The following is a 23,623-nucleotide window of genomic DNA, read 5'->3' on the forward strand; positions in this document are numbered from 1 at the left end:
CTTGGCGGGCTGTTAGAGTGCGTTGCGAAAGCGGGTCAGGGCCCGATGCATGTCGGCGGGTGTGTCGGATCTTCGAATATCTGCCTTGGCCGCGATACGCGCCTCCTCGATGGTGCCGGCACGCTTTTCCCATCGGGTGCGAGCGCGCTTGATGCGCTGACATACGGTGGTCACATCAGCGTCTGTGGCGGTCGCCTCGGCTTCGACCATTGGCCCCGAGCCTTGGGCCGCCTCGGCCAGCTTGAGTTGGTAGACGGCCTCTTGGGCGGGTGAAACGTAGCGAGCAGCCTCGGCCTCGCTGTCCACTAAGTCCAGATAGTGCCGCTCGGCCTCGGCCCGGGAGGAGAACCGGCGAATGCTCAGCCTATCCATCGATCGCCACCTCCAGGGTTTCATCGAGGCGCCAGGCGGGGCCGACCAGCTGGATCTGGTAGGTGCCCGGCACGTCGACATCGAGCTGGGCGCTGTCGCTGGTGGTGACCATCTGTTGGCCGTCCATCGCCAGCAGGGTGCCAGGCTCCAGCCCAGTGATGGTGGCTGTTAAGCCCTCGACGGCAACCTGAGCATCCCGGTGCTGCTTTGGCTTGATCTGGCCGTCCGCCAGGTCCACGTAGTGGGCGGCATCGTCAAAGCCTGCCTCGACCTCGACATAGTCTTCGTGCTCACCACACTGCATCTCGACATGGTCTTCGGGGCAGTCTGTGACGCGCAGGATGGCACCGGTCAGTTCGCAGTAGATTGCGACGATCATCGCTTTTTGCCCTCTGCTGTCAGGGTGGATTGGGTGGAATTGACGGTGCTGGCACCGCGACACTCAATGGCAATAGTGACGCCTTGGCGGTTGCCTACATCGAGGGTGCAGGCGTGGTTGAGCTCGCCGGTACCCGTGGGAATTTCGAACCAGACACTCCCATCGACCTTCCATCGGAAGTAGGGCCGGCCGCCGCCGCCTGTCGCATTCGTTGCTGCGAAGTTGGCGAAGACTCGGCCGCCCTCGGCATTGAGGTACACCGATAGCCAGCTGACCCAGCTCCCGTTGCTGCTTCTTCCAGAGGTTCGTGACGTACCGACAGGGATAGTCACCGCTTGCCCGGCAATCTGCAGCGTGTCGACCTGTGCATTACCAATCTTGGCGCTGGTGATCGCTGCATTGCCGATCTTGGCGTTGGTGATTGCGCCGTTGCGAATATGGGCGTTCTGGACGTCGATGTTGAACAGCTTGCCGTAATCCACATGGAGCTCATCGGCCTGGATGTAGCTGGCCTTGACCTTGCCGTTCTCCACAATGAACGAGCCATCGGACGCCTTGAGCTTGGTGAACGTCAGGTACTGGATCAGCGCTTCTTTCAGGTACAGCGTGCCATCGGTGAAGATGAACGGGATCACCTCGGCGTCGCCGTCACCTGGCTGGGCGATGTAGAACCGGTCCGCCAGCACACCGAAGTCGAAGACGTCCTGATCTTCGTCGTAGGCCGTGCCAAAGCCCGCCACTCGACCGCCGCCAGTCACGTTCAGCACATAGCTGGAGTTGAGCCCGTCGATGTTCTGGCTCAGGTCCGTGAACAGATCCGTCTGTTTTATCTGCCCGCTGATCACCGACATGATTTTGTCGGGGTCGTTCTCGGTGGTGGCCTGCACCGGGTACCAACTCGAGACGCCGTAGGCGTTGATGCCGCGCACGTAGTAGTAATACGTGGTGTCGGGCTCGAGGTCGGTGTCGGTCAGGGTAGGCGCCACGCCGACGCGCACTGCATTCGACTCGATCAGTCCTGTGTCGAGTGCGACGTTAGAGCGCCAGAATTCCCACATCTGCCCAGGGTAGAGACCATTCGGGATCAGGGTGATCTCGAAGGTGCCCGCACGGATGTCGATGCTATCCGGCGGCGTCGGCAACAGCAGGCCGGCCACATTGGTGGTCCAGTACGCCCAGGGCGACGCGGAGCCGGTACCGGTGATGCCGCGGACACGGATCTGCCATTCACCCGGCTCTGCATCGAGGATGTCGAACGACGTGCCCGGGCCTGTGAAGGCCTCACCCCATGACACGTCATTCGGCCCCTGCACCTCGGCAATGTAACGGACGACGCGAGCATCATCGCTGGACGTCCAGCTGACGGTGATCTTCTGGTGCTCGGTGCCGCCGGCCAGGTACTTGGATGCCTCGACGGTAATGGAGTAGGGCGCCGCCACCGGGCCGGTTGGGATCAGTGTGTAATCCTCGTCCGGCAGGTTGAGGCCTTGCTCGACGCGATCGTACTTCGTCGGGTCATGCTCGACGGCGGTGATCTGGTAGATCGCCGTCTCCTGCTCAGCGACGGACAGCACCCGGAACTTGCGCGGCTCGACGTCCTGGCTCGACAGCATCCAGATGGCGCCACGGATCGGCTCAGCTGAGAGCGGGCTGACCAGCTCGACATGATCACCGGCGAACCGGTCGACCTGTCGGCGCTCAATCCCCCCGGTGGGCAACAGCACGTCCAGGTACCAGTCGCTGCCGCTGACCTGCTCGGGCACCTGGTCAAGCACCAGGGCAGAGAGCCCAGGGCGAACGATTCGGCCAGAGAGCCGGGCGCCGGCCGTGGTCGGGTCGTTGACTGCGATGATGTCGCCCGGACGCAGGTCGGCATGGTCGACGCTTGCCTGGTAGGTGATCGTCTCGGTTTCAGCGCGCTCGCTGTAGAGCATCCATTTGCCAAGGCGGTGTGCCTGGCCGCGACTGGTACAGCCTACGGCGGTGACGTCGATCTGCTTCCAGCCGAATTGCTGGATAGCATCGGCATCCTCAACGACCTCGACCTGGAGTCGGTAGTTGTCGCCAGGGTCGTTCCAGCTCACCAGGGCAACCGAGTGCCGGGCCTTCAGCGCGGTACCGCTGTACTCGAACTCACCGTCGACGACATTGGCCGGTGCCACCAGCTTGACCGGATCGGCCGGCATGTCGGCTGTCGCCATGACGGTATTGGCGCCCCAGTAGGTCATGCCACGGAACGCAGTCGCTAGGGTGTCGAGCGCCTTGATGGCTTCCTCTCGGCTCGACAGCACGGTGTTGAAGGTGAAGCGCGGCTCTTGGCCGCTGAAGCCATCAGGGATCAGCTCATCGCAGTATTGGGCGATCTGGTAGAGGCCCCACTTGTCGACGTTCTCCAGCCCGGCGCCGTACCGCCCGCTGGTGGCCAGATCGAGAAAGCACCACGCGGGGTTGTCGGTCCACGCCAGCTTGAACGAGCCGTTCCACAGGCCGGTGTATTCGCGAGTCTCGGGGTTGTAGTTGGTCGGCACCCGGACGATCAGGCCCTTGACGTCGTAGCTCCGCGAGGGGATCTGGCTGCCAAAATCCTGGGCATCGACCTCGAGCCCGACCAATGCAGTATCGGGATACTGCAGCTTGGCGTCGATGATCTCGGTGTAAGTGGCCCAGTACGTCGCGTTGCGCAGGGTGGCGCTGCCGTTGTCGGGCGTCACTCGGCGCACGCGGATGTCCCAGGGGCCATCACCGGTGAGCGGCACACGATAGGACCGCTGGTAGGGGCTGGTGGTCTTGCCCTTGATAATGTCGTAGCGCTTCTCGGACCAGCTACCTCCATTGGGGCGAACGTCAACAGCCACCGCCACCTCGGTGGGCAGCAGATCGCCATTCTCGACGTTCTGATAGCTGAGCGCCTGCACCTGGACGGTGACGCGAGCGGCATCAGCCTCCGGATTGGTAACGGTGCGAACAACCGGTGTTGCCTTTGTCACCTCGGTGGATACGTCGTTGGCGGTCTCCACCGCTGGAAACCCTGCGATGTGCGATTGATCGGGCTCACCGGTGCGGGTGTGAACAGTCACGCCCTGGAAGTTGAAATCGCCTCCCTCGTCCTGCAGCGGCGTCTCATCCAGATAGATGCTCTTGAGCCCGTTGGTCAGGCCGACAATTGGACCCTCGCCCAGCACGTCGATGATCCTGGCCTTGGAGGTGGAGCGAAGAGTGTTAGGCGCCTCGCGTGGTGTGCGCGCTTCATCGCCGCCGCCTTTGCCGCCTTTCTCTCCATAGACACGCTGATCGTTCATTCATCCAGCTCCTCAGCAGTCATACCAGCCGATGCCACGACACTGCCGACCTTCACGCGGCCATAGATCACCGGCACCGGGAGTCCTTGGGTGCTGGTGTTGGTTGGGCCATCGAACAGGAAGGAAGGGCGCTCATCAGGTCTTTCTCGCTCGCCGTAGTCGCCTGTCTGCGGGGTGGGAGATAGCATTTGTGCGACACCACCCAAGGCAAGAGCCAGGCCCGCATTGAACATCCCAGGACCGAAAACAGGGCTAGCCCAAAAACTGGCAACCATCAGTACTGCGCCCGCAATGGTCTGCCAGATACCATCGCCCCCAGCCCCGGCGACCGCTGGGAGTAGGTGAATCTCGGTGGCATCATCCATGCCGACCACCAAGCCTTCTTCGTCGAGCGACACACCGCCGTCGAGCGGGCCACGCACGACATGCCAGTCGCCATCACGTATGACAGCCTCAAAGCCGGGAATCTGGATCAACAGTGCCCGGATTGCTTCGGCCGGATCACGGACGTCCAACGAAAAGGACTCGCCGAAGCGAGCCCCAAGAAAGCCATGCAGATAGAGCGTTTTCATCAGTCCCTCGACGTGTGTCGGAGCCAGTGGGTGATGTAGGGGAGCCAGCGGGTAGCAGGGTCTCTGCGCGAGAGTCGGGAGGAATCGACAGGCTGCCGGCCAGATGGGTGGTGCAGGCATAACCCGCTCTCCACCAGGACGCCGCCATGGTTGGGCACATCGCTGCGAAGCTGGGCGAACCACATATCTCCGGGCATGGCCTCGTCTGCCTCGATGACGCGGAACCCCGCCTGCTCGAAACCCTGGCGGTAGAGGTCTTGGCCCTTGAGCCACCATTCCCATGAGCGAGGAAACTCGGGGAGGTCGACGCCCAGTTCCATCGCGTAGTAGTCGCGAATCAGGGCGTAGCAGTCGGTCACGCCGTGGACGAAGCCCCTGCCGACCAGGTCAGGCCGGTCGCCGCCGCCCCACCAGCGAATGGGTGTCGTGGTGTTGCCATCGGTGGCCACAATCCCCCACGGAACGCCCGAGGCAATCTGGCCGCGCATGTCGGCCTCGCTCGGGCAGTCCGGGTAGTCCGGGTGTGAGTGAACAATGGCCCGCAGGCCCTGGGCGGTGGCCGCTGCCATATCGCGCTTGGCAATGGCGAAGGTGGATCGGGGGTCGTCTGCCACATTGGCTACCTGCCGGCAGCCGTGGTCGGTGATCAACCACACAGCCTCATCTGGATAAGCGGCCAGGGCTTCGGCGCGTATTAGCGCCTCATTATGATTCGAACTCAGACAGTCGACTAATGGCATTGGTTGCGTCATCACCCGATGCTAAAGATAGGGAACACTCACAACCAAATGAAGGATTCGGCATGAGCAAGTGGGAGTTAAAGAAGGTTTGCATTGTTGAGCCTGGTAGAGGGGGCATCGTCGAGGCTAATTACCTCAATGATGCTGGTGTCCACTGGGCGTTCACCGTGTCTTTTCCAGAGGATGGCGATGAGATGAGCATTTCCGAACTGATTGATTTTGTGGAGTTAGAGCGAGAGCGTCTTCTCTCTGATGCAGGGGCCAAGCCTGGCAACTTTTGAATCATCTCACCCGGCCTACGCCCGGGAATGCCCGCGTCGGGAGGACGCCGGCTTGTCCGAACCTCAACCGGCAGTCGCTCAACCGCTTGCCGCACACATCGCGCCCCATGCCGGGCAGGGCATCTGATCCATCAGCCTCCCACTCGCCGGCGCCGGAATAGGGGCAGGTCACGCCCTCGTAGCGGTACTGGGTGCCGTCCCACCAGCGGTAACGGTGCGTGCACGAGTCTCGCAGGATCTGCCGGTGGGGTATCATCCGGCCTTCCTGATCCATCTGCACCGACAGCTCGAACTGGATCTGCCGGCGGTTCTGTGACGCCTTGCGCTCGATCACGTAGTAGTCGATCGGGAATAAGGCCTCGGGGTCGGGCGCTGTGCCGTCATCCAGGTGCCGACGGTAGGTGCGCAGGCGCTTGACCGGCGCGCCGACCAGGTCGTCGGCACTGATCACCAGCGACAGAAACGCGAGCTCCATGGCGGTGACCGTGAGCGTCGGCCGGGGCAGGGTGCCCTGGCCGTTCCACTCGAAGCCCTCTGCCTTAATCGGCACCGGCTGGTACTCGTAGCCATTGAACCGAACTGGGCCGCCGTCGACCGGGTAGGGCGCGAAGCGCAGAATTCCGTCGCCATAGTTGCGAGCATCAAGCTCGAACATGGTGACGATAGCGTCTTGCTCCAGGCGCTGGGCGTCGGAAGCGATGATCTGGCTCATAGCCCGAAGTCCTCAACGAATGTTGCTTGTATCGAGGCGACCTGAAAGTTGCTTGGTCGCGTGCTGGTCAGGTCAGTGCAGACCCATCGCTTGGCCGCATACTCCCACGGCGGCTGCCACAGGAATGCATGGACACCTTGGCGCGACTTCAAGAATCCGTAGACCAGTTCGTAATCATCTTGGGAGAGGTTGTTAAAGCTGACGTTCCAGGTTTCTCGGACGCTATTCAGCCCTGTCGGGCGACGCTGTTGGTAGCCGTCGCCAAATTGTACGGTGTCGACGCTGAACGCCGGCGAGACTCCCGGCGAGTAGCTCGCGCAAACATCGGGTAGAACATCGATTTCCATGAATTACCTCTTGGCCAGAAGGCCACCTTGGCGCTTCTGCTCCTGAATCACTTGGAGCACTGTCGCTTTGATCACTTGCGCCGCTGCTCGCCCTTGGCGCTCGCCGTCCTGCATCGTGGCCCCGCCCTCAGCTGTCACATGGACCGGGGCGTTGACGGTGACTGCCGTAGCCACCGGGGTGAATTGCTGTGACGCCAGGAACCGATCGAGCTTGTCAGCCTGTGGCGAGGTGATGACTCGCTCGCCTTTCGCCAGGTTCCAAGTGCCTTCCTGCGGCACGCGATCAATGCCGTCGTGCGCCTGCCCAACAAAGGACGCCCCGGTGTTGATAGCGGACGTAAACCCGCCCTGGACAGGGCTGCCGCCACCGAAGGCGCTAAGGCCTACTGAGAACGCGGTGCCAAGCCAATTCGCCGCCGGCTCCGTGATGCTCTTGCGAACCGCAAGGCGAGCGATGTCCTCAGTAATGCCGGCCAAGACGTCTCGGAAACCTTCTCCGCCCACGATGGCGTCCTCGAACGCGCTCGAGAACGTGAGCCCCAGGTCTTTGGCAATGTCGTTCGTGTTCTCCAGTTCATCGGCCAGTCCGCCGGTAGCCACCTGCTCCATGAACCCGCCAGTCAGGCCGACTGACAATTCGTTATTGAGCTGTCGTTGAGCATCAGCGAGGTCCAGCGTCGCGTCAGAGGCGCTCCGCAGCTCAAGCAGGCGCATATCCTCGTGATACTGGCGCCATGCAGCCTGAGCTGGATAGAGCCGATCGATGACCGACTGCTGAGCATCGGCAAGGCGTTCCGCTTCCCTGGCAGCCTCTTTGGCGGCCTGGGCTGCTTCTTTCGCCGCTGCGGCCTGGGCCTTCTGCGCCGCCTCGCGATCCTTGGCGTTAGGCAGGGTGCTTCCGGCGGCGGGCTCGGTTACGCCAGACAGGGCCTCCTCAAGCTGCTTGGCTTGCTCATCAACCTTGTCGAGGTAGTCGCTGATCACGGCGCTTGGAGCCCCGGCGTTCACTAGCTCGGAAAGCTCGAGGTTGTACTTGCTAAGTTGCTCGCGGGCTTCGTAGGTTTGCTCGACAATGCGGCCCATGAAGGATGATCGGCCAAAATCGTAGTCGATCAACTCAAGGTCACCGAAGCCTGGCAGCGACTGCAGGCCAGTGATTGCTTTATTGATGCCTTCAATTATGGAGTCGATCAGCGCATCAACATGACCCCATGCGTTCTGAGCGAAGTTGGCAAAGGCGACATCAAGCTCGCCGACCCATACCATGACTTCCGCCCCTGCTATTCGCAGGTCATGAATCTTGTCTAGAACGGGACCTATGGACTCCACTGCCTGCCTGAACGCGACGGCAAACGAATCACGAAGATCGTCTGTGTCCGCAGCCGCATCTACCAACTCGTCACCGAGAGCTGTCATGTAGGGAGTTAGCTCAGTGACAAGGATTTGCCCCATTGAGGACAGGAGCTTTAGAGATTTATCGAATTCGGTGGAGAACTGATTGAGTTTGGCGATATCGAGCTCGCTCAGCACGATACCGAGCCTGTCAGCCTCATCCCCCATCTCGGCGAAGCCTTTACCGCCATCGCGTAGCAGAGGGATCAGTGCCGTGGTGTCACTGGCCACGGCCTCAAGGTAGAAGGTCATATCCTGCTGCGACAGATTCGCCTTCTCTAGGCTGTCGTAGTAGAGCTGGAGCGCTTGCGGGCCAGACAGGTTCCTAAACTGCTCAGCAGTCACTCCGACCTGAGGCGCGATATTCTCGAAGAAATCCGCCATTTCCCCGCCGCCGGTGGCCATGAAGTCACCGACACGGTCATTGACGTCCTGCAGGATTTGGGAAAGCTTGTCCTGCTCCACTCCAACAGTGGTGCTGGCATAGGCCATCCGCTGGAAAGCCTCAACGCTAGTATTGGCCACCGCAGCCTGGTTCTTGGTTTCTCGCGCAGAGTCGGCCGCGCTCTTGGCGTAGACCAGGAAGCCTGCAGCTGCCGCTGATGCGGCAGTCCCTGCAGTCGCCATAGCCTGCGAGGCCGATTTGACGCTCGAGGCAATGCTGGTCATGCTTTTCTTGGCTTGGCGTGACGCCTTGTCCATGGGGCCAGTGAAACCACCAACCTTGGCAACCAAGTCGAGCGTCAGCTGTCCGAGGCTTCTTACAGCCATTACTCACCTCATCAGTCGGTGGTCAATAGGTCATGAAGGCGAAAACACTTGCTTGCGTGATGCAGCTGCTCGGAATCGCAGGCCTCATCTATGGGTGGCAGGCCGATAACCCACCAGTTGCGATTTTGTCGCTGTGTGTTGCCGTGATCGGCGGAGTGGTCTGGAAAACTCGCGCTCGTGGCTAGATCCAGGCTTCCATGGCCTGCTCGACAGTGATTGGCGGCTCGTCGTGGTGGGGGGCGAAGTCCCAGACTCGATAGCCGCCTTTCTTGCTGTGGACGTTGGCCAATATCGAGGCGAGCATCGCAGCGCCATACTCTTGTCGTAGGCCGGGGTTGAGCGAGCCCCGCTTATTGCGGAAGGCCACCCAGCGACGAAACTCGCGGTAACTCATGCGGGCCTTGGCCTCGGCGACCGTGCAGCCGCCGATGCCATTCATCACGAGCTCGTGCCAGACTTCTTCTTCGTCACCGAGCGGCTCTTGCTCTTTCCCAGGCCGCTGACCCTCCCGATGACCTCGAGCAGCGCCATGGTCAGATTGTGATTGAGCGGCCCGCGCTCTGGGTCAGCTTCGCCGGTAATGTCGCCCACGCTAAACACCGGCTCGCCGGCTTCATCGCAGATACTGGCAGCGATGCGGGCGGCTAGGGCGTCAGTGTTTTCGCGGCTGGCCACGATCTCGGAGACGGCCGTCTTGTAGGACAGCGGCTTGACGAACACCGTAGCGCTGACATCCTCGCCGTCTTGGCGCCATGTCACGGTTTCCTCGGCCAGGTCAACGGGGGCGAACGCCCCCATCTCCTGCAGGCTATCCAGATTTAGCTTCATACCTTCGGAATCCATGTGGAACCGCCGCTTCGCTGAATGCTGACCTCACTCGTGACGAGGCTGTTCTGAGAGAAGTCGAACGGGAAATCGGACACGTAGCCCTCGAAGGTGAACCAGGTGCGGGTTTCCGGAAGGTCGAAGTCATCGCCTACGCCCAGGGTGGGGGCATCGGTTCCGTCCGAGAAGCCGATGGCCCACTTGACGGTGGGCGATGGGTTCATCTGCGACAGCTCATGCAGCGTGACGTGGCTTGCATTCGTGGGGTCGGAATTAAGCCCCAGCGAGGCCTGGCCAGGAGTGCGCAGCCCGGGCTTGTAGCTGCGCTCGAAGTCTTCGAGACAGGTGTCCTCAATTTGGTCTGCTGGGTTGCCACCCGGGCTGAAGCTGGTGGCGCATTCCACCTGGACCACTTGAGGCGTGCCGTCGTTGGGATCGATGAAGTAGACGTGAGTGCCTTGTGCCAATACAGACATGGTTCAGATTCCTCTGAGTTGCGGGCATGAAAAAGCCCGCACATGGCGGGCGAGGGTGGTGACGTAGTGGGAGCGGGCTATCTCGGAACGAGCCAATCGACGTCGAACGAGATACGGCGCCGCCCCGTGTCAGGGTCAGTTTCTTGACCGCCCCAGCGGACGACGTAGGCCTTGTCTTCTATAGCGTCGCGGATAGCTTCGGCAACGTCGGTGGCCGCGCTGCCCGTGTCGGCGTAGACGTCCACCTGCAGGGTGAAGGCATCTATATCCGGCCGCTGGGCCAGATAGTTCTCGGGGGCGCCGGTCACCACTTGCCACACGGCATACGGGGTAGCCACGCCTTGAGGTGCTTCACCCCAGGGGTAGAGACGAGTAGGGCTTGAGCCGAGAAGCGCTGTGACCTTCGGGTCAGAAGCGCAGACAGTGAAGATCGGTGGATGCATCAGCTACCTCGATTGGCTCTATTGATCGCCCGCGCCAGGGCCTTGTCGAACTGGCGCAGGAACTCATTTGTCGCTGGCTCAATTGATTCCTGCATCGCTGGTCGCATGAAGGGATCGGCGCCCATTTTCTCAGTGCCGAACTCCTTAAACCGCCAGTAGTAAGTATCACCGCCAGGGTTGTTGGCGTTCTTGGCCTTCGACGTCGAGCCGCCGCGGACACCGACACTCATTTTCAGATCGCCGTGCTGTCGGAAGTACTGGCTATCGAACCGGACCACCACGTTTTCGGCAATGCTATTGGCGGTCTGTGGGTCGTCAATCCGAAGCGCTCCATCCTTGGCGCGATCACGAACAAGGTTCGCCGCCTTACGCAGGGCAAACCGCGTCGCCTTTTTCTTCGGCAGGGCCTCCACCTGCTTCATCTTCGCCAGCGCCTCATCGACGCCAGAGAGGTTGAACGACAGATCAGCCATCGTTGACGCCCTCAGAAACCGGGATGGTCAAGTAGTGCCGGCCACTTTCCGGATCGGGTAGAACGCCCTGGATGTTGTACACCTTGCCGCGGTGAAGAATACGCATATCCGGGGCGATGTCGTCGCGGTGGCGCATGATGATCTTGGCCGACAGTTCTGCCTGGTCAGCGCCGGCGACAATGAACTCTCTGGCGCTTAGTGGTTCGACGGAGGCCCAGACTGTCCTGACCTTTTGCCACCCAGGGATCATCTCGCCTGTTGCAGGGTCTTGGGTAAGCCCCGGGCGCTCAATAGTCACTCGGTGCCGCATCTTGCCGATTCTCATACGCCATAGATCCTGTAGGGCTGAATCAAGGCCTCGACGGCCATTGGCACCTCGGACGTGATGTTCCCAACAACAACCGCCTCTCGGTTCTCGTACCAGTGACCGATCAACAGCAGCATCGCTGTTCGGACACTGCCGTCCATCACCAGCGGACAGTCGTCCTCGTCAGGCACAGAATCACTGGACGCATATAGGGTTCGGTCGGTCTGGTTTTCGATGAACCGGGACGCAGCCTGCGAATAGACCTCGAGAAGGTCATCCTCCTCGGTGTAATCGGGGTCAAGCCGGCAATGCAGCTTGATGGTAGGGAGGTCCAGCATGTTGGGGCCTCCTGTTAGTCAGTGGAGCCGCTTCGTTTCGTGGTCCGCTTTTTCTCAGGCGCTTCTTCGTACTGGCGAGCGTAGCCCTTGCGGATCAATTCGCGGCCATGGGGCTCAGTCGTCTCCATCGAGCCGCCGGCCAGCACCACGCCGCCCTTGAAAGCGATGGGATAGTTAGTGATCAGCTTCATTGTGCTCTCCTGGTGAGCATGGGGGCGCGAGCCCCCATGCCGTTAGGCTTACGGTGCCGGGACGGTGAAGTCGCCGTAGATGAACGCCTCGGGACGCTTAACGGCCAGCGCAAGACGCTCCTCGCAACGAATCGAGATCATGTTCTTCTCGAAGTCGTCGGCGTTCTCGGTGGACACCACCACGTTGGCATCTTCGCGATCGAAGATTTGCGCGCCGGCGTTGAAGGCTCCTGTCAGGAACTTGCCCTGGAACGCAGCTGCTTCGGTGGCGACAACCGGCAGGCCCCAGAGCGTCGGGCCGGTCAGGCCGGCGGGGTTGGCCAGGATGTAACGGCCCATGCTGTCCTTGGTCAGCTCGATCTTGGCCCAGTCGATGAAGTGCAGGACGTGGCCGCTGGCAGGGAACCGGGCAAGCTGTGCCTGAAGCATCGCCAGGCGTAGATCGTCGATGCCGTTCTGCTCATCCACTGCGAAGGCCGCGGAGTAAGCGGACGCCTGCGGGACGATGCCTTCCAGGTTTTGGCCGGTGCCGTCGCCGAACAGGATCTGTTGCTCCTCGACGTACTTGAGGCCGTAGCGCAGCTCAGCATCCACCATGGACTGCAGTTGCGGCATGTCATCGAGGATCTGCTTGGACGCCTTGAACAGGTGGGCCAGGGTGCGCACCGGGGTGATCTTCTCGGCGAACTCGATATCGCTGTACGGCTTGGTGGTGTTTTCCGCCACCGGCGCCGCGTTGTTGGTGAAGCCAGTCTGCTGTACCCAGTAGATCGTGTTCGACGCGGTACGGCCGGGTGCGATCAGGTCTCGGATGAACAGGCGCTGCTTGGGCGCGACGTCGATGCCTGGCTGGCGATCAGGGGCAATGATGTCGCCACCAACGTCGGGCGAGGTCAGGACGTTGACCGGAACGCTGACGCGGCGGCCAGACTGCACGTCTGCAGCAAATGCCTTGAGGGCGTCAGACTCGGCCACCATGCTGCCGGCGCTCTTGGCGGCACCCATAGCCCGATCCAGCGGCATGCGGGCGTATTCCTGCTCAAGCTCGCCCAGGCTGGCCTTGAGGGTGTTGACCGATTCCTGGAGACCATTCTGGGTGGTCATGAGGCGGTCAACTGCCTCTTTGGTCTCGGCAGAGAGCTGGCCACTACGGGACGCCTCGGTCAGAGCGCGCTCGGATTTTTGATTCAGCTCGTCCTGCACCTTCTCGAGTTGCTTGGTGGCGTCGGCGAGCAGCTGGGCGTTTGTCTTGTCAGTCATGGTTTTCTCCGGTGACTGTAGTGAGTTGCGCGACCATCTTCTGGAAGTCGGCGTAGGCTTCGGCCATTCCGGCCTCGTGATCGGCAGCGCTAGGCGTACCGGAGTCGGCAGCGCTTGGCGTACCGGACTTGAGTGCTTGCATTAGCGAGCGTCGCTTGCTGCGCGGTACGCCCGCTTTTGCCATGACCACATCCATCTCTCGGGCGGCCAGGCGTGAGTCGAGTTGATTGCTGGGATCGTCGGTCTCGACCATGTCGGAGGGCAGGTAGTCATCCGCCCACCCCATCTCGACGGCTTCGGTACCGCCGATCCATGTTTCGGCGTCGAGCTGGTCTTTGATGTCCTCGATCGGCAGGCCTGTGCGAGCGGCATAGATGTCGGCCAGGGTGTGATCGAATGGCTCCAGCCAGTCGGCCACCTCTCGCAGTTCGTTGCGGTTGCCCATGGCCATGACCCAGGCGTTGTGGACCATGAAGAACGCTGCCCGGCCGATACGGATCTCGTCGGCAGCCATGGCGATGAACGAGGCGGCCGAGGCGGCCAATCCCATCACGTTGACGGTGACCTTCCCGCGGTGGTCACGCAGGAGGTTGTAGATGGCCAGGCCCTCGAAGACGTCGCCGCCGGGGGAGTTGATGTTGACTGTCACGTCCTTGCCCGGACCGATATTCCGCAGAGCGCCGGCGATGCGCTTGGCAGTGACGCCATCGCCGAACAAATCGGCGCCGATAGGGTCGTAGATGCTGATCGTGTTCGCGGCTTCCTGCTCAGCGGCGTGCAGGCCCGGGTTCCAGGCTTCCAGCGCCTTCGGCAGCAGATCACACTGAACGCCCGCGCACGGGCGAGCCTCCGGCGCTGCCGGAAGTTGCTTGATGGTCATGGTTAGCTCCGGGCTATGTGGACTGGTCTGGCGGATTGGCGCCGATCTGATCGAGCGCCATCATGTTGGATTGGACGGTGAGGGTATCGCCGCCTTCTACCTGCGGCAGGTTCTCTAGCCGGCGGACCTCGTTTCTCGACATAACCCCGTTCTGCAGGAGGGTGTTGTAGTAGTTCGCCCGGCCAGTGCTGTCAGCTCGCAGCAGCCCCTCGACGCTGAACTCCACGTAGTAGCGGTCTGTATTTCCCAGCAGGCACCGGTCGATCTCTTGCTCGATGTTCTCGAGAATCGGCCGTAGAGTATTGGTCAGGAACTGCAGGTTCATGCCCTCGACACTGGAGGCCCAAGACGACTGCTTGTCCATGTGGCCGACCATGAACGGCGGCACGCGGAACCAGCGGCAGATCTCCTCAACGCTGAAGTTTCGAGTCTCCAGCATCTGCGCGGCCTCGGGATTCATGGTGATGGCCTGGTACTTCATGCCGGCCTCGGTGACCATCACCTTGCCGGCATTGGTGGACCCCATGAATCGCTCAAGGTGCTTCTGCAGACGGTCACGCTGCTCTTGCTTGAGGGGGCTGTCGCCGCTCAAGATTCCGGAGGCCTGCATGCCCTGGGCGAACACCTTGTTCGCCGCCTCGTCTGCGGACATGGCGCCTCCGAAGACATCGCGCCCAGCGCTCACCGGCTGCATGCCGCAGATTCCATCAAGACCGAAGCCTCGGATGTGCATCACGTCCTTTTCGGCAATCTCGCGATCCTTCCCAGTCATCGGATCAAGGTATTTGTACTGCAGGGCGCCATTGTCGGCGCGCTTCACTGTCATCCGCTGCGGGAGCAGGGGCTCCAGTGCAACCACCCGCGAGCCAACCTTCCGTTTTTCCACGAATGCGTTGCCCCAGAGGCATAGGCTGGCAACAATCATCAGCATGTACCGGGACGGCGTCATCTCGCGGTTAGGTGCCCGGGTGATTAGTGAGTGCATCGGGTGGCTGGTAGCGGCGATCCTGGAACCGTCAGACTGCCGTTCGTACAGCTTGAGGGGCAGCGTAGAGATGGTTTCGGACAGTAGCCGGACACAGGCCCAGGCAGCAGAGAGCTGAAGCGTGGCGTTGACGGTGACGTCCTTGCCGCTCGATGAGCGCCCATTCCATTCCTTCCAGAACTCGCCCGAGGTCAAGTGGATCGGTACGCCAAGCCAGTCCAGCAGGGCCGACTTGACGCGACCCGGTTTATCTTTTCGCGCCATCAGACACCTACCATGATCATGTTATCGATAAAGTCGTCGTAGTCCTCAGCCACCTCGCCAGCGCCCGCGCAGCCCAGGGCCATGGCCAAGGCCACCATGCCGTCGATGCGGCCGGTTGCCTTGTGTTTGTCGAGTTTGCGGTTTCCCGCGGCGTCTTTCGTGACCACAGCGTTGGCGGCGCACATGGTCAGCACCGGGTGATTGCCGTGCCGGATGCGGCCGTTGAGTAGATCGGCCTCGAGGATGTCCAGGGCAGGGCTCATGTCTTTGAAGCCCTGGCCGAAGGGTGTCAGCGGGAACTCCATGCCGAGATGCTCGGCGTCCTTCTTGAAGACGTCGATGCGCCACCGGTCGAATGCCACCAGCTCGACGTCGAGGTCGGCCATGATCTCGGCCATCTCGGCGGCCACAAAGGAGTAGTCCACTGTTGCGCCCGGTGTGGTACGTAGCCACCCGTCTCGCACCCAGGCGTCGTAGGGCACTCGGTCGGTCTTGGCCCGCTCGTGCAGCCCTTTCTCCGGTGTCCAGAAATAGGGCCATACGTGAGCCACGCCGTCGGCGTCACGGCCCACGATCACGCAAGCGGTCAAGTCGGTTCGGGCTGACAGGTCCAGTCCGGAATAGGCGACAAGGCCTTCGAGGCGCTCAGGGCCACCACCGCACGCTTTCCAGGCGTCGGGCGACACGAACGGCGAGACCGTCGACACGCGCTGGTTCAGGTTCAGGTTTCGGAAAGTGTTCTCGGCTGACGGCATCCGTTTGGCGCGGGTGGCCTGCTTCTCCATGTCCGCCCTGGAGCGGAACAGATCAAGCGCCGGGTTGGCTGCCTTCCAGGCTGACTCGTCGTCCAGCTCGGCATCCTTGGGCGCCGCATAGACGTGACTGACGATATGGGGGTCGCCAGAGCGCTCGGCGTCATCCAGCCACACAGAGAGGAGGTCGGCGTCGGTGGCTGCCTGCGTGCTGATTGCCAGCAGGAGCGGTGCATCGTGGGCGCCCTGGGCGGTCGTGATCGCGTCGATGAAATCATCCTGCGGGCCGCGCACCTGGCCGACCTCATCGAGGATTGCGAGGATCGGAGAAAGGCCGTGGGTGGTCTTGCCTTCGGCGGCCAGCGCCTTGTACTCGACGTTGCAGGGCAGACCGATCAGCTTCTTGCCGCTCGGCACGATGTGGACGATCTCAGTCAGCCGGGGTTCTAGCTGGACCATCTTGCAGGCCAGGTTGAACACGATGCCCGCCTGCTCGCGGCTCATAGCGCCCGACACGATCTGGCTGTTCTGCTTGGCCTCGGGGCCGACCAGGTGGGCCAGCAGGATGCCGGCAATCAGGCCCGTCTTGCCGTTCTTGCGGGCGATGCTCAGGTAACCGTCTGTGGTTCCGACTGGGTTGTCGTAGACATCGAGGATGAAGCGCTTCTGAAAGTCGGCCAGCTTGATCGGCTGGCCTACCAACTTCCCTTCCGGCACGCGGCATAGCGCCTCAATGAACGCTATGACTCTTTCGCCACGGGTCATGGGCACCTCAGTGCATTGGGCGCGCAATCAGGTCGTCGGCAGCGCTCATGGTTCGTTGCGCCTCGGCATGCAGCCCGTTGCGCTTTTGCTGGTCGCGTGACTCGCCCTGGGTCGCCCGGGCATGGATTTGCAGAGAGCGGGACAGGGACAGCGCCTGAGCGGAAAGGTCGGTCAGAATCTTGTGGACCGGGTGGATCTTCGACACGCCGGCCTGGTCGGCCATCAGTCGCGTCTCATCCTCAGCCACCTTGGTGTAATGCTCGATGTCGGCGTTCACCCTGGCCAGATGGGCAGCCAGTACCAGATCGCCAGGCGTCCAAGAGTCGGCGGCGCGGGTCTGCATGATGGCGTCCCAGAACGGCCGGGCCGCTGTTGGCAGGTGAACATGTTTCGGTGGCTCGATGATTCCGGCCGCCGCTGACGCAACCGCCGACTGAGCGGCAGCCGCGCTGTCGCTACGCTTGCGGCGATTACTTTTCGTCATGTTGTCAAGCCTAAATATGAGAAAAACTGGGTTAGCGATGAAAGAAAACTTCGGCGGCGGTCTTTAAGCGGTACCGGTGAACTTTCGACCCACCCCTCCCTATGTCCGCCAGTGGTGGCCAGGGTCGAGCGGCCATCCGTCCTCTCCGCATCCTGGCAGTCGCCCCGTCTTCTCTTGGCCCTGCTTTGCACTATCGTGGCAGTGCTTGCACAGGCTCTGGAGATTGCCGGGGTCATAGAACAGCGCCTCGTCACCCTTGTGCGGGATGATGTGGTCGGCGATGCCGGCGGCAGTGACTCTCCCCATCTGCTGACACAAGCGACACAGCGGCTCATCACGTAGCTGTGCAGCGCGTAGTCGATACCATGCTTTGGTGTTGTACAGGCGGCGCCACGGACGTTCCTTCATGGTCACCTCGCAGGCGTGCCATCCAGGTAGGTGGTAGGGGGATCGTCGGGGTCAGCCTCGTCGGCCAGGGCTTGGATCAGCAGGGCCAGTAGTTCGTTGGTCCGTCTCTGCTCCAGCAGCATCTCGCGGAGCAAAAAGTCGCTTGGCTCGCTCATGGGCGATGGCCCTCCACTTCTTGATGCGCTCACGTCGAGCGGCACAGCCTGAACATGCCATGCTGACCTCATCGAATAGGGACCGCCTGAGCTTTCTCAGACGGCTGGTACGGAGTGCAGCGCTTCACAGCGTCCGCCCTTGGTAGGTGGGGACCACCTCCGGGTGCTGCAGGGTGTTTAGCGTGCCGAGCTAGGGGCTGGGTGCGTGCGGAGCGACCGCTATGCTCAAGCGTCTTACATCAGCCTTGGGCATGGGCGTGCATCGAAACTGTTGCTATACCGATGTGTAGGCTGTTGCCATAGGTTCGTTCTCAGCATACTCTGCCACCGCCTTAGTCGATCTGTAGGAGACCTGGAGGTGGACAAGTATTTGGTCGAGAGCTACCTAACCGCTAAGAGCCGGCGGGTGCGGTGGGCGGTAGTTAAGCTTTCTCAGCACTACAATGAAGAATCCAGAGAGGTTGTTTCGCGACATTCCCGCGAGGCAGATGCCCGTGCCGAAGCAGCAGCCTTATCATTCGTTTCGCAGCCGGCCACCTAAGCTATCCTCATGACTGCCCCCATGATCGCGAGGTAGTTCCAGAATGCCTGCCAGATTCCAAGTTCGCTCAGTGCTTACCGATCCCGACAGCACCAAGGTCGATTACTGGCAGGTGGTCGATACGCACCTGAACGACGACGTAATTGCTTCCTACCACGACTGCGAAGCAGCTGAACGAGAAGCCGAAAAACTCAACCGCGATAGCGAGGCTGACTGAATACCCGTCGGGCTCACTTTGTTCTGATCGCGTCCATGAACGTACGGGGCGCTCGGCTCTCTTGCCGCTGCCGGCTGCCGAGGAAGAAGCCCATCACGCTGCTGACCAGGCCCGCGGCAATGCCCGTCACCGCGATGTCGGCATACCGCTCGCCGGTGGGTGTCAGCTCCACGAACGTCACCGCGCCGATGTAGGCGAACACTGCGACGATCACCAGGGTGCCGAGCAGGTACACGAAGTTGCGGGCCAGCCAGCCGGCGTTGTCGGCCTGCAGCGTGGCGATCTGCATTGCCCGGGCGTCCTGCTGATCCTGTAGGTAGAGCCGGGTCAGCTCGATGTCGAGTTCGCGCAGTTTGGCCTTGGCCGCTTCCGGGTCAGTCTGTACTTGGCTCACTACCGCCTGCGGCGTGGCCTCAGTGCCCAGAGCGTCAGCGACGCGCTTACCCAGAGCAGCACCGACCAGGCCACCAGCGCCAGGTACAACGGCATTGCCAGCCGCGGCTCCTGCGACCTGAACCATGCCAGGGGCAGCCTCTTTGAGCGCTTGGCCAACACTCGGTGCAATCTCTGATAGGAATCCACCAACGTCGCTCCAGTTCATGCTTGGCCTCACTCGCCGCTGTAGAGCGACGTGATGGCGGGGAAGCGTCCGCATTCATGCCGGACGACGCCCCGGGTGTCGGGTAGTTGATCAGGGGGAACGCCAACGATCAGCGCCTGCCAGTGCTGTACGCCTTCGCCACGGATCATCGGAGCATCCTTGAAGAAGGCGTCGACCTTCACGTCCATGCCGGCCTGACCCTCGAGCGCCCATTCGACGCCTCGGAAGCTGCACTTCCGATTCTTGACTGCCGAACCGCTCACGATCGTGGCAGGGCGGCCCAGGTATTCCGTCTCGGCCAGGCTCTCGATCTGCATCTCGGTGACCACCGGGAGCACTGACCCATGGAGTCGTGCAGCGGTGTCTGTCTGCGAGAACAGCCCAAGCCAGCCCAGGGCCAGGAAAAAGGCGGGCCAGCTCAGGGCCCAGTGTGCTATCCGGTCAGCCATTTGCGTATCTCCTCGGCTACGGTCTTCCATGCCATCAGAGCGCCCGCAAGACTGGCCAGGATCATCGTCACCCACTTGGCGGCCCAACCGAGGGACTTCCAGCCGCGATAGGCTCGCAGCACCTCGTGGATCAGGGCGACGTCTTGTTCTGAAAACTGGGGGTCAGTGCAGACGCGGCGCTCCAGCCTTTCGAGAGGATCGTCTTGTTCAGCCATAGGAACTCTCGGGCTGGTGTGTTTTCCGCTTTCGCGGTCTGCGTATTCAAGCGTTGTGTCCGCGCCGCTCTTAGGCAGCGTCGGAATACTCGGGCTCGCACACCTCGGCGATCAGCACTTGGCCGACCTCGGTCACCAGGGCGTCGAGGTTGTCGCGGTATGCAGCCAGGTCATTCGGGTTCGTGATGAAGAACAGCTCGACGATGATCCCGCCGGCACGGACGAAGGCCAGCCGGCTGTGCTGGCCAGAGCCTTCGCCTTTCGCGCCGCGGTTGTCGATGCCCATGACACTCGCCATTGAGTGGCAGAGGAGGGCGCCTAGCCGCTTGCCGCTCGCATCCGACAGTGTTTCGACACCGGTGGCGGTGGGCTTGGAGAAGGCATTGCAGTGGAACTCGACAGCAACGTCGTGACGCTTGGCCATCTCGCAGGCCTGACGTAGCGGCAGGTTCTGGCCCGGCTGGCCATCTCGGCCAAATACCAGCTTGTCGGCGAGGTAGTCACATAGCCGGTCGCGGAAGTCGAGCACCACGTCAGCCTCGGTCAGGCCGTTACCGGTTGCGCCAGGATCGGACATCGAGTGGCCGGCGCTGATGAACAGCGTCTGTGTCTGGAGCGCCATCATCATGCACCTCGAATAAAACAGCCCGCAGGAACGGGCAAAGACACCAGGTGGCGGCGTCATCACGGGAAAGGGTGCCGCCCACTCGATGGCGAGGGACAGGGCTCGCGGGACGGCATAACGAACTACGCCCCGGCGGGAGGCCAGGGCGCAGGAACGAAAAAGCCCCGCCGGTGCGGGCGAGGCCTTGAAAGTCTTGGGCTGTTTAGGCGTACCTATGCCAGCCTACCAGTTAGGGTAACACCAACCGGCCACTTGTCAAGCAGCTGATCGTACTTCTTGCTGAGCGATCCAGTTCCTAAGCGTGGTGCGAGCCCGTCGGGCGCACTTCTGAAGCGCCTCGACGCTCTCATACGGCCTTACTCCCTCTGCCATACCCAGGCTCCTCAGCAACAGGGCCTGGCGTTGCACCATTTGGCTTGCCGTCACCTTCCACTCTGACTCCCCGGCCTTCTCGGGCCGGATGCGTGCTGCTTGGAGCATCATGGCGGCTGCCTGTCGTCGGGGAAGGCGGTCAAGCATGAAGGCGCAGGCGCGGTGCCATTCGCTGTCCGGGTGGTAGCGCTGGGCAGCCAGCATCGCCTGATCGCTACGGCCGCCACCGCCCGGCACCTCGCCAGCCAGGGCGGTGACCGAGAAGGGCTGGAACCCCGGGTTCTTGTGCCTGCAGTCCAGCTTGAGCTCAAGCATAGTGTCGATCACCCTCGCGAGAGCTGATTGGCACGCCGCTTCACTTTCGCTGGCCGCCTCGACGACGCGCCACGGATTGCCCACTTTGTTCCAGTCGTCGTATGTCATGCCGCGCTCTCCCGTTTTGCTCGTGCTTTGGCGTCATTCGCCGTGCTGTGTTCGCTGATGCTTTGAAACCCTCGCCAGAGGGTGTAGCGGTCGACGCCGCCGTGAGTCGTCTTGCAGATCACGAATTCGCCGCTTTGGATCGAGTAGGCGCTTTTCCGTGACCACTTCACGACCGGCGCCTCGGGTCGTTGTGGTGGTAGCGCCGATCTGGCGGGCGCTCGCTCTGCTTGTCGCTCACTCGAACACCTCCTCGGACCAGCCGCCGCCATCCTTCTTGCGGCGCTTCATGACCGCGATGAACCGGAAGGGGTAGAGGTCGGCGGCAATCTTGATCTTTGCCCGGGCATCGTCCCGCCAGAAGCCCTTGACCTCGTGACACTCCATCAGCCCATCAGCTCGCATTACCGCGAAGTCTGGTGAGTAGAAGGTGTTGTCTGCGAGGCGCAGCTTGAGCCCTTCGAAGCGGTACCAGGCAATCTCGCCGGCGACGCGCTGCTGTTCGAGCAGGGCGGCATAGGCCGCCTCTGTCTGGTTCATCCTTCCGGCCTTCATGCGGCCCAGGGCTAGATCGCTCATTGCTCCAGCTCCTGGGCGCGCTTGGCGCTTGTGTTGCGCGGTTTCTCGTCGCAGTAGTCGCTTTCATTCCAATCGCCACTGACCGGTTGAAACTGTCGGTCGTTAAATGCCGCCACCCACCACTCGCCATCATCACTTCTGGCCCAGTGATCGAGGCAGGTGCAAGCCGCAAGGTTTCCGTTGGCAATGTGCGCGATGACCTCCACCAGCATTCCGTCGCGTTCGATGTGCTCCTGCGGAACGCCTTCATGCGTGGTAAGCACAAGACGGCAACGGCTCCCGACCGGAGGCAACGTCAGGCTTTCGTTGTCCCACAAGAGCCCTTCCTTGCTGATACTCTTGGGCCATATGGACCGTCTTTGACCTTCCTCATGGCGGATCAGGGCGTTGTCGATATGGTCAGTCACTTGGCATCCCTCCGGCGCATGGTCTCTTCGATGTTGAGAACGCGGTCGTGGTTTACGATTGCCCGCGCGCGACTCCCTGTGGCGATACGCCGTATGTAGCCGTAGGGGCTATCTTTTCCTGTCTCCCAGATACAGTGCGACGTGGTGCCTACAATCCATGCCAGGTCCACTTGGCTGGCTATTGAGATGCCTTGCCGGGCCAGTTTTTTAACGATGTCAGCCATGGGCATCCTCCTTGGCGGCGATGAACTCGAGGGCGTCAGCCAGGTCGCCGACGATGGGATCGTCTGTGAAGTGGTCGAGGCCACGGTTGATGGTGTCGGTCAGCCACCCTGGCTGTCGGGTCTGCATCTCAGGGCTGGCATGGATCGCCTGATGGCACTCCCGGCAGACGGGCATAGCGAAGCTGTCCGGGGCTGTGGTGCCCATGCCAGACAGGCCCCAGTGAAGGCCGACCACGTGATGGGCGTCAGTGGCGCAGCCACCGCACGCACAGCAGGGCAGGGACCGGACGAACGCCAGGTAACGCTCACTGCGCCACCGGGCGTCGCTCGACGCCTTCTGTGCTGTCTTGCGGCGCTTCTGCATAGGATTACGGGCCATCGGCGCCCGGTTGCGAAGCGGTGTCTTCCGCTGGAGGGCTGATCTCCTCACGAATCCCTCCTGTCGATCTGCTCGAGAAAGCTGCGCATCTCCCCGCGGGCCCGGCGCTTCTCCTCGCGCTGCGCCCATGCCAGGGCGGCACAGGCGCCGAGGCAGGACACGATGGCGAAGGCGAATAGGGCGAATGTCGGGTTCATGCGGCCTCCCCAAATTCTCTGGCAAGCTCCATGTATTCGCTGTCGAACGGATGGGTAAGAGGGATGCCGTACTCCGCTGCCCAGGCGTCAATCTTGGTCATGAACTGGTGCATCTCACCTGCGTCCAGATCACTTGTCTTGCGCAGTTCGTAGCGCTTCTCGATGACGCCGGTGCGCAGGTCGATGTCGCTGACCTCCTCGTGTCCGAGAAACGTGCGCTTTAGGTTTCGCTTCACTGCGTCCTTGGTCATTGCTGAGCCGTCGGCGAATGAGGCCTTACCCTTGGCAACGAAGAAGCCTGCAATCTCCTCGCACCACTTGTGGAATAGGGCATTCTGCGGGAGCGACCGGCGCGTGCCGGTCAGCTTTACGTTGCACGGGAACCCCCTCTCTTGGAGGGCGCACTTGAGCCGCGAGAGGTCGGCAATGCCGTTCAGCCGGATGTTGATGCTCATCCCTTGCCTCCCGCGATCACTGCCAGGGTGAGAACGCCCAGGGAGGCCCCAATGAACAGGCCGATCAGAAA

Annotated in this window: 36 protein-coding genes; 2 read left to right on the forward strand and 34 right to left on the reverse strand. The window is 61.8% G+C overall.

Annotated features, from left to right (window positions below):
• Positions 1-12: 12 nt before the first annotated feature.
• Genes C6W88_RS15550 through C6W88_RS15570 form a run of 5 tightly spaced genes read right to left on the reverse strand, consistent with a single transcriptional unit; the run spans position 13 to position 5,374 of the window.
• Positions 13-372 (reverse strand): hypothetical protein, encoded by a 360-nt coding sequence (locus C6W88_RS15550; protein WP_108133117.1) that lies wholly within the window; start codon positions 370-372, stop codon positions 13-15.
• Complete coding sequence (locus C6W88_RS15555; RefSeq protein ID WP_108133118.1) at positions 365-751, reverse strand: hypothetical protein; 387 nt, start codon at positions 749-751, stop codon at positions 365-367. Before C6W88_RS15555 ends, C6W88_RS15550 begins: the two co-directional genes overlap by 8 nt.
• Positions 748-4,050, reverse strand: coding sequence for a TipJ family phage tail tip protein (locus C6W88_RS15560; RefSeq protein ID WP_108133119.1), 3,303 nt, complete (start codon positions 4,048-4,050; stop codon positions 748-750). The genes C6W88_RS15555 and C6W88_RS15560 overlap by 4 nt, the downstream gene beginning before the upstream one ends.
• The gene (locus tag C6W88_RS15565) at positions 4,047-4,622 is read right to left on the reverse strand and encodes a tail assembly protein (RefSeq protein ID WP_181248709.1); all 576 of its coding nucleotides are present in this window, start codon (positions 4,620-4,622) and stop codon (positions 4,047-4,049) included. Before C6W88_RS15565 ends, C6W88_RS15560 begins: the two co-directional genes overlap by 4 nt.
• Complete coding sequence (locus tag C6W88_RS15570) at positions 4,622-5,374, reverse strand: NlpC/P60 family protein (RefSeq protein ID WP_108133121.1); 753 nt, start codon at positions 5,372-5,374, stop codon at positions 4,622-4,624. Before C6W88_RS15570 ends, C6W88_RS15565 begins: the two co-directional genes overlap by 1 nt.
• Before the next feature lie 50 nt (positions 5,375-5,424).
• Between C6W88_RS15570 and C6W88_RS15575 the strand changes: the two genes are divergently transcribed.
• Positions 5,425-5,643: a hypothetical protein gene (locus C6W88_RS15575; protein ID WP_108133122.1), complete on the forward strand. Its 219-nt coding sequence runs from the start codon at positions 5,425-5,427 to the stop codon at positions 5,641-5,643.
• A gap of 1 nt (position 5,644) precedes the next feature.
• Here C6W88_RS15575 and C6W88_RS15580 read toward each other — a convergent pair whose 3' ends face one another.
• The 18 genes from C6W88_RS15580 to C6W88_RS21680 form a co-directional block, all read right to left on the reverse strand.
• On the reverse strand, positions 5,645-6,355 hold the full coding sequence (locus C6W88_RS15580) for a phage minor tail protein L (protein WP_108133123.1): 711 nt from the start codon (positions 6,353-6,355) through the stop codon (positions 5,645-5,647).
• Positions 6,352-6,702: a phage tail protein gene (locus C6W88_RS15585; RefSeq protein WP_108133124.1), complete on the reverse strand. Its 351-nt coding sequence runs from the start codon at positions 6,700-6,702 to the stop codon at positions 6,352-6,354. Before C6W88_RS15585 ends, C6W88_RS15580 begins: the two co-directional genes overlap by 4 nt.
• Before the next feature lie 3 nt (positions 6,703-6,705).
• Positions 6,706-8,865: a hypothetical protein gene (locus C6W88_RS21675; protein ID WP_181248707.1), complete on the reverse strand. Its 2,160-nt coding sequence runs from the start codon at positions 8,863-8,865 to the stop codon at positions 6,706-6,708.
• Positions 8,866-9,046: 181 nt separating this feature from the next.
• Entirely contained in the window at positions 9,047-9,304 is a 258-nt protein-coding gene (locus C6W88_RS15595; protein WP_108133125.1) for a phage tail assembly protein T, read from the reverse strand.
• A complete protein-coding gene (locus C6W88_RS15600; RefSeq protein WP_108133126.1) occupies positions 9,304-9,693 on the reverse strand; it encodes a phage tail assembly chaperone family protein, TAC in 390 nt (129 codons plus the stop codon). The genes C6W88_RS15595 and C6W88_RS15600 overlap by 1 nt, the downstream gene beginning before the upstream one ends.
• Complete coding sequence (locus tag C6W88_RS15605; protein ID WP_108133127.1) at positions 9,690-10,166, reverse strand: phage tail tube protein; 477 nt, start codon at positions 10,164-10,166, stop codon at positions 9,690-9,692. The genes C6W88_RS15600 and C6W88_RS15605 overlap by 4 nt, the downstream gene beginning before the upstream one ends.
• Before the next feature lie 77 nt (positions 10,167-10,243).
• Positions 10,244-10,609 (reverse strand): DUF3168 domain-containing protein, encoded by a 366-nt coding sequence (locus C6W88_RS15610; protein WP_108133128.1) that lies wholly within the window; start codon positions 10,607-10,609, stop codon positions 10,244-10,246.
• Positions 10,609-11,082: an HK97-gp10 family putative phage morphogenesis protein gene (locus tag C6W88_RS15615; protein WP_108133129.1), complete on the reverse strand. Its 474-nt coding sequence runs from the start codon at positions 11,080-11,082 to the stop codon at positions 10,609-10,611. Before C6W88_RS15615 ends, C6W88_RS15610 begins: the two co-directional genes overlap by 1 nt.
• Positions 11,075-11,407 carry a phage head closure protein gene (locus tag C6W88_RS15620; RefSeq protein ID WP_108133130.1) on the reverse strand — a complete coding sequence of 111 codons (333 nt, stop codon included), beginning with the start codon at positions 11,405-11,407 and terminating at the stop codon, positions 11,075-11,077. Before C6W88_RS15620 ends, C6W88_RS15615 begins: the two co-directional genes overlap by 8 nt.
• Positions 11,404-11,727 carry a head-tail connector protein gene (locus C6W88_RS15625; protein WP_108133131.1) on the reverse strand — a complete coding sequence of 108 codons (324 nt, stop codon included), beginning with the start codon at positions 11,725-11,727 and terminating at the stop codon, positions 11,404-11,406. Before C6W88_RS15625 ends, C6W88_RS15620 begins: the two co-directional genes overlap by 4 nt.
• A 14-nt stretch (positions 11,728-11,741) precedes the next feature.
• The gene (locus C6W88_RS21525) at positions 11,742-11,918 is read right to left on the reverse strand and encodes a hypothetical protein (RefSeq protein WP_156088606.1); all 177 of its coding nucleotides are present in this window, start codon (positions 11,916-11,918) and stop codon (positions 11,742-11,744) included.
• Between the two features lie 48 nt (positions 11,919-11,966).
• A complete protein-coding gene (locus tag C6W88_RS15630) occupies positions 11,967-13,178 on the reverse strand; it encodes a phage major capsid protein (RefSeq protein ID WP_108133132.1) in 1,212 nt (403 codons plus the stop codon).
• A complete protein-coding gene (locus C6W88_RS15635; protein ID WP_108133133.1) occupies positions 13,171-14,058 on the reverse strand; it encodes a head maturation protease, ClpP-related in 888 nt (295 codons plus the stop codon). The genes C6W88_RS15630 and C6W88_RS15635 overlap by 8 nt, the downstream gene beginning before the upstream one ends.
• Before the next feature lie 13 nt (positions 14,059-14,071).
• Complete coding sequence (locus C6W88_RS15640; protein WP_108133134.1) at positions 14,072-15,307, reverse strand: phage portal protein; 1,236 nt, start codon at positions 15,305-15,307, stop codon at positions 14,072-14,074.
• Entirely contained in the window at positions 15,307-16,824 is a 1,518-nt protein-coding gene (locus C6W88_RS15645; protein ID WP_108133135.1) for a terminase large subunit, read from the reverse strand. The genes C6W88_RS15640 and C6W88_RS15645 overlap by 1 nt, the downstream gene beginning before the upstream one ends.
• Positions 16,825-16,831: 7 nt before the next feature.
• The gene (locus tag C6W88_RS15650; protein ID WP_108133136.1) at positions 16,832-17,167 is read right to left on the reverse strand and encodes a phage terminase small subunit, hendrixvirinae-type; all 336 of its coding nucleotides are present in this window, start codon (positions 17,165-17,167) and stop codon (positions 16,832-16,834) included.
• A gap of 240 nt (positions 17,168-17,407) precedes the next feature.
• Positions 17,408-17,716, reverse strand: coding sequence for an HNH endonuclease (locus C6W88_RS15655; RefSeq protein ID WP_108133137.1), 309 nt, complete (start codon positions 17,714-17,716; stop codon positions 17,408-17,410).
• A gap of 2 nt (positions 17,717-17,718) precedes the next feature.
• Positions 17,719-17,871, reverse strand: a complete 153-nt coding sequence (locus C6W88_RS21680) for a hypothetical protein (protein ID WP_181248706.1) — start codon at positions 17,869-17,871, stop codon at positions 17,719-17,721.
• A gap of 584 nt (positions 17,872-18,455) precedes the next feature.
• Between C6W88_RS21680 and C6W88_RS21530 the strand changes: the two genes are divergently transcribed.
• Positions 18,456-18,629 carry a hypothetical protein gene (locus tag C6W88_RS21530; RefSeq protein ID WP_156088607.1) on the forward strand — a complete coding sequence of 58 codons (174 nt, stop codon included), beginning with the start codon at positions 18,456-18,458 and terminating at the stop codon, positions 18,627-18,629.
• 13 nt (positions 18,630-18,642) lie between these two features.
• Here C6W88_RS21530 and C6W88_RS15660 read toward each other — a convergent pair whose 3' ends face one another.
• The 11 genes from C6W88_RS15660 to C6W88_RS15705 form a co-directional block, all read right to left on the reverse strand.
• The gene (locus tag C6W88_RS15660) at positions 18,643-19,230 is read right to left on the reverse strand and encodes a hypothetical protein (protein ID WP_146164675.1); all 588 of its coding nucleotides are present in this window, start codon (positions 19,228-19,230) and stop codon (positions 18,643-18,645) included.
• An 8-nt stretch (positions 19,231-19,238) separates the two neighbouring features.
• The gene (locus tag C6W88_RS15665; RefSeq protein ID WP_108133139.1) at positions 19,239-19,679 is read right to left on the reverse strand and encodes a hypothetical protein; all 441 of its coding nucleotides are present in this window, start codon (positions 19,677-19,679) and stop codon (positions 19,239-19,241) included.
• A complete protein-coding gene (locus C6W88_RS15670) occupies positions 19,664-19,894 on the reverse strand; it encodes a hypothetical protein (RefSeq protein WP_045995096.1) in 231 nt (76 codons plus the stop codon). The genes C6W88_RS15665 and C6W88_RS15670 overlap by 16 nt, the downstream gene beginning before the upstream one ends.
• A gap of 70 nt (positions 19,895-19,964) precedes the next feature.
• Entirely contained in the window at positions 19,965-20,516 is a 552-nt protein-coding gene (locus tag C6W88_RS15675) for an N-acetylmuramoyl-L-alanine amidase (protein WP_181248705.1), read from the reverse strand.
• 258 nt (positions 20,517-20,774) lie between these two features.
• Positions 20,775-21,314 (reverse strand): hypothetical protein, encoded by a 540-nt coding sequence (locus C6W88_RS15680; protein ID WP_108133141.1) that lies wholly within the window; start codon positions 21,312-21,314, stop codon positions 20,775-20,777.
• 234 nt (positions 21,315-21,548) lie between these two features.
• Positions 21,549-21,890, reverse strand: a complete 342-nt coding sequence (locus C6W88_RS15685; RefSeq protein ID WP_108133142.1) for a DUF1064 domain-containing protein — start codon at positions 21,888-21,890, stop codon at positions 21,549-21,551.
• Positions 21,887-22,297 carry a hypothetical protein gene (locus C6W88_RS15690; protein WP_108133143.1) on the reverse strand — a complete coding sequence of 137 codons (411 nt, stop codon included), beginning with the start codon at positions 22,295-22,297 and terminating at the stop codon, positions 21,887-21,889. Before C6W88_RS15690 ends, C6W88_RS15685 begins: the two co-directional genes overlap by 4 nt.
• The gene (locus tag C6W88_RS15695) at positions 22,294-22,521 is read right to left on the reverse strand and encodes a hypothetical protein (protein ID WP_108133144.1); all 228 of its coding nucleotides are present in this window, start codon (positions 22,519-22,521) and stop codon (positions 22,294-22,296) included. The genes C6W88_RS15690 and C6W88_RS15695 overlap by 4 nt, the downstream gene beginning before the upstream one ends.
• On the reverse strand, positions 22,514-22,900 hold the full coding sequence (locus tag C6W88_RS15700) for a DUF968 domain-containing protein (protein WP_197037132.1): 387 nt from the start codon (positions 22,898-22,900) through the stop codon (positions 22,514-22,516). Before C6W88_RS15700 ends, C6W88_RS15695 begins: the two co-directional genes overlap by 8 nt.
• 47 nt (positions 22,901-22,947) lie before the next feature.
• On the reverse strand, positions 22,948-23,097 hold the full coding sequence (locus tag C6W88_RS21685; RefSeq protein ID WP_197037133.1) for a hypothetical protein: 150 nt from the start codon (positions 23,095-23,097) through the stop codon (positions 22,948-22,950).
• On the reverse strand, positions 23,094-23,552 hold the full coding sequence (locus C6W88_RS15705) for a NinB/YbcN family protein (protein WP_108133146.1): 459 nt from the start codon (positions 23,550-23,552) through the stop codon (positions 23,094-23,096). The genes C6W88_RS21685 and C6W88_RS15705 overlap by 4 nt, the downstream gene beginning before the upstream one ends.
• Between the last annotated feature and the right edge of the window lie 71 nt (positions 23,553-23,623).

Origin of the sequence: Halomonas litopenaei, assembly GCF_003045775.1 — a bacterium.
Classification (GTDB): Bacteria; Pseudomonadota; Gammaproteobacteria; order Pseudomonadales; family Halomonadaceae; genus Halomonas; species Halomonas litopenaei.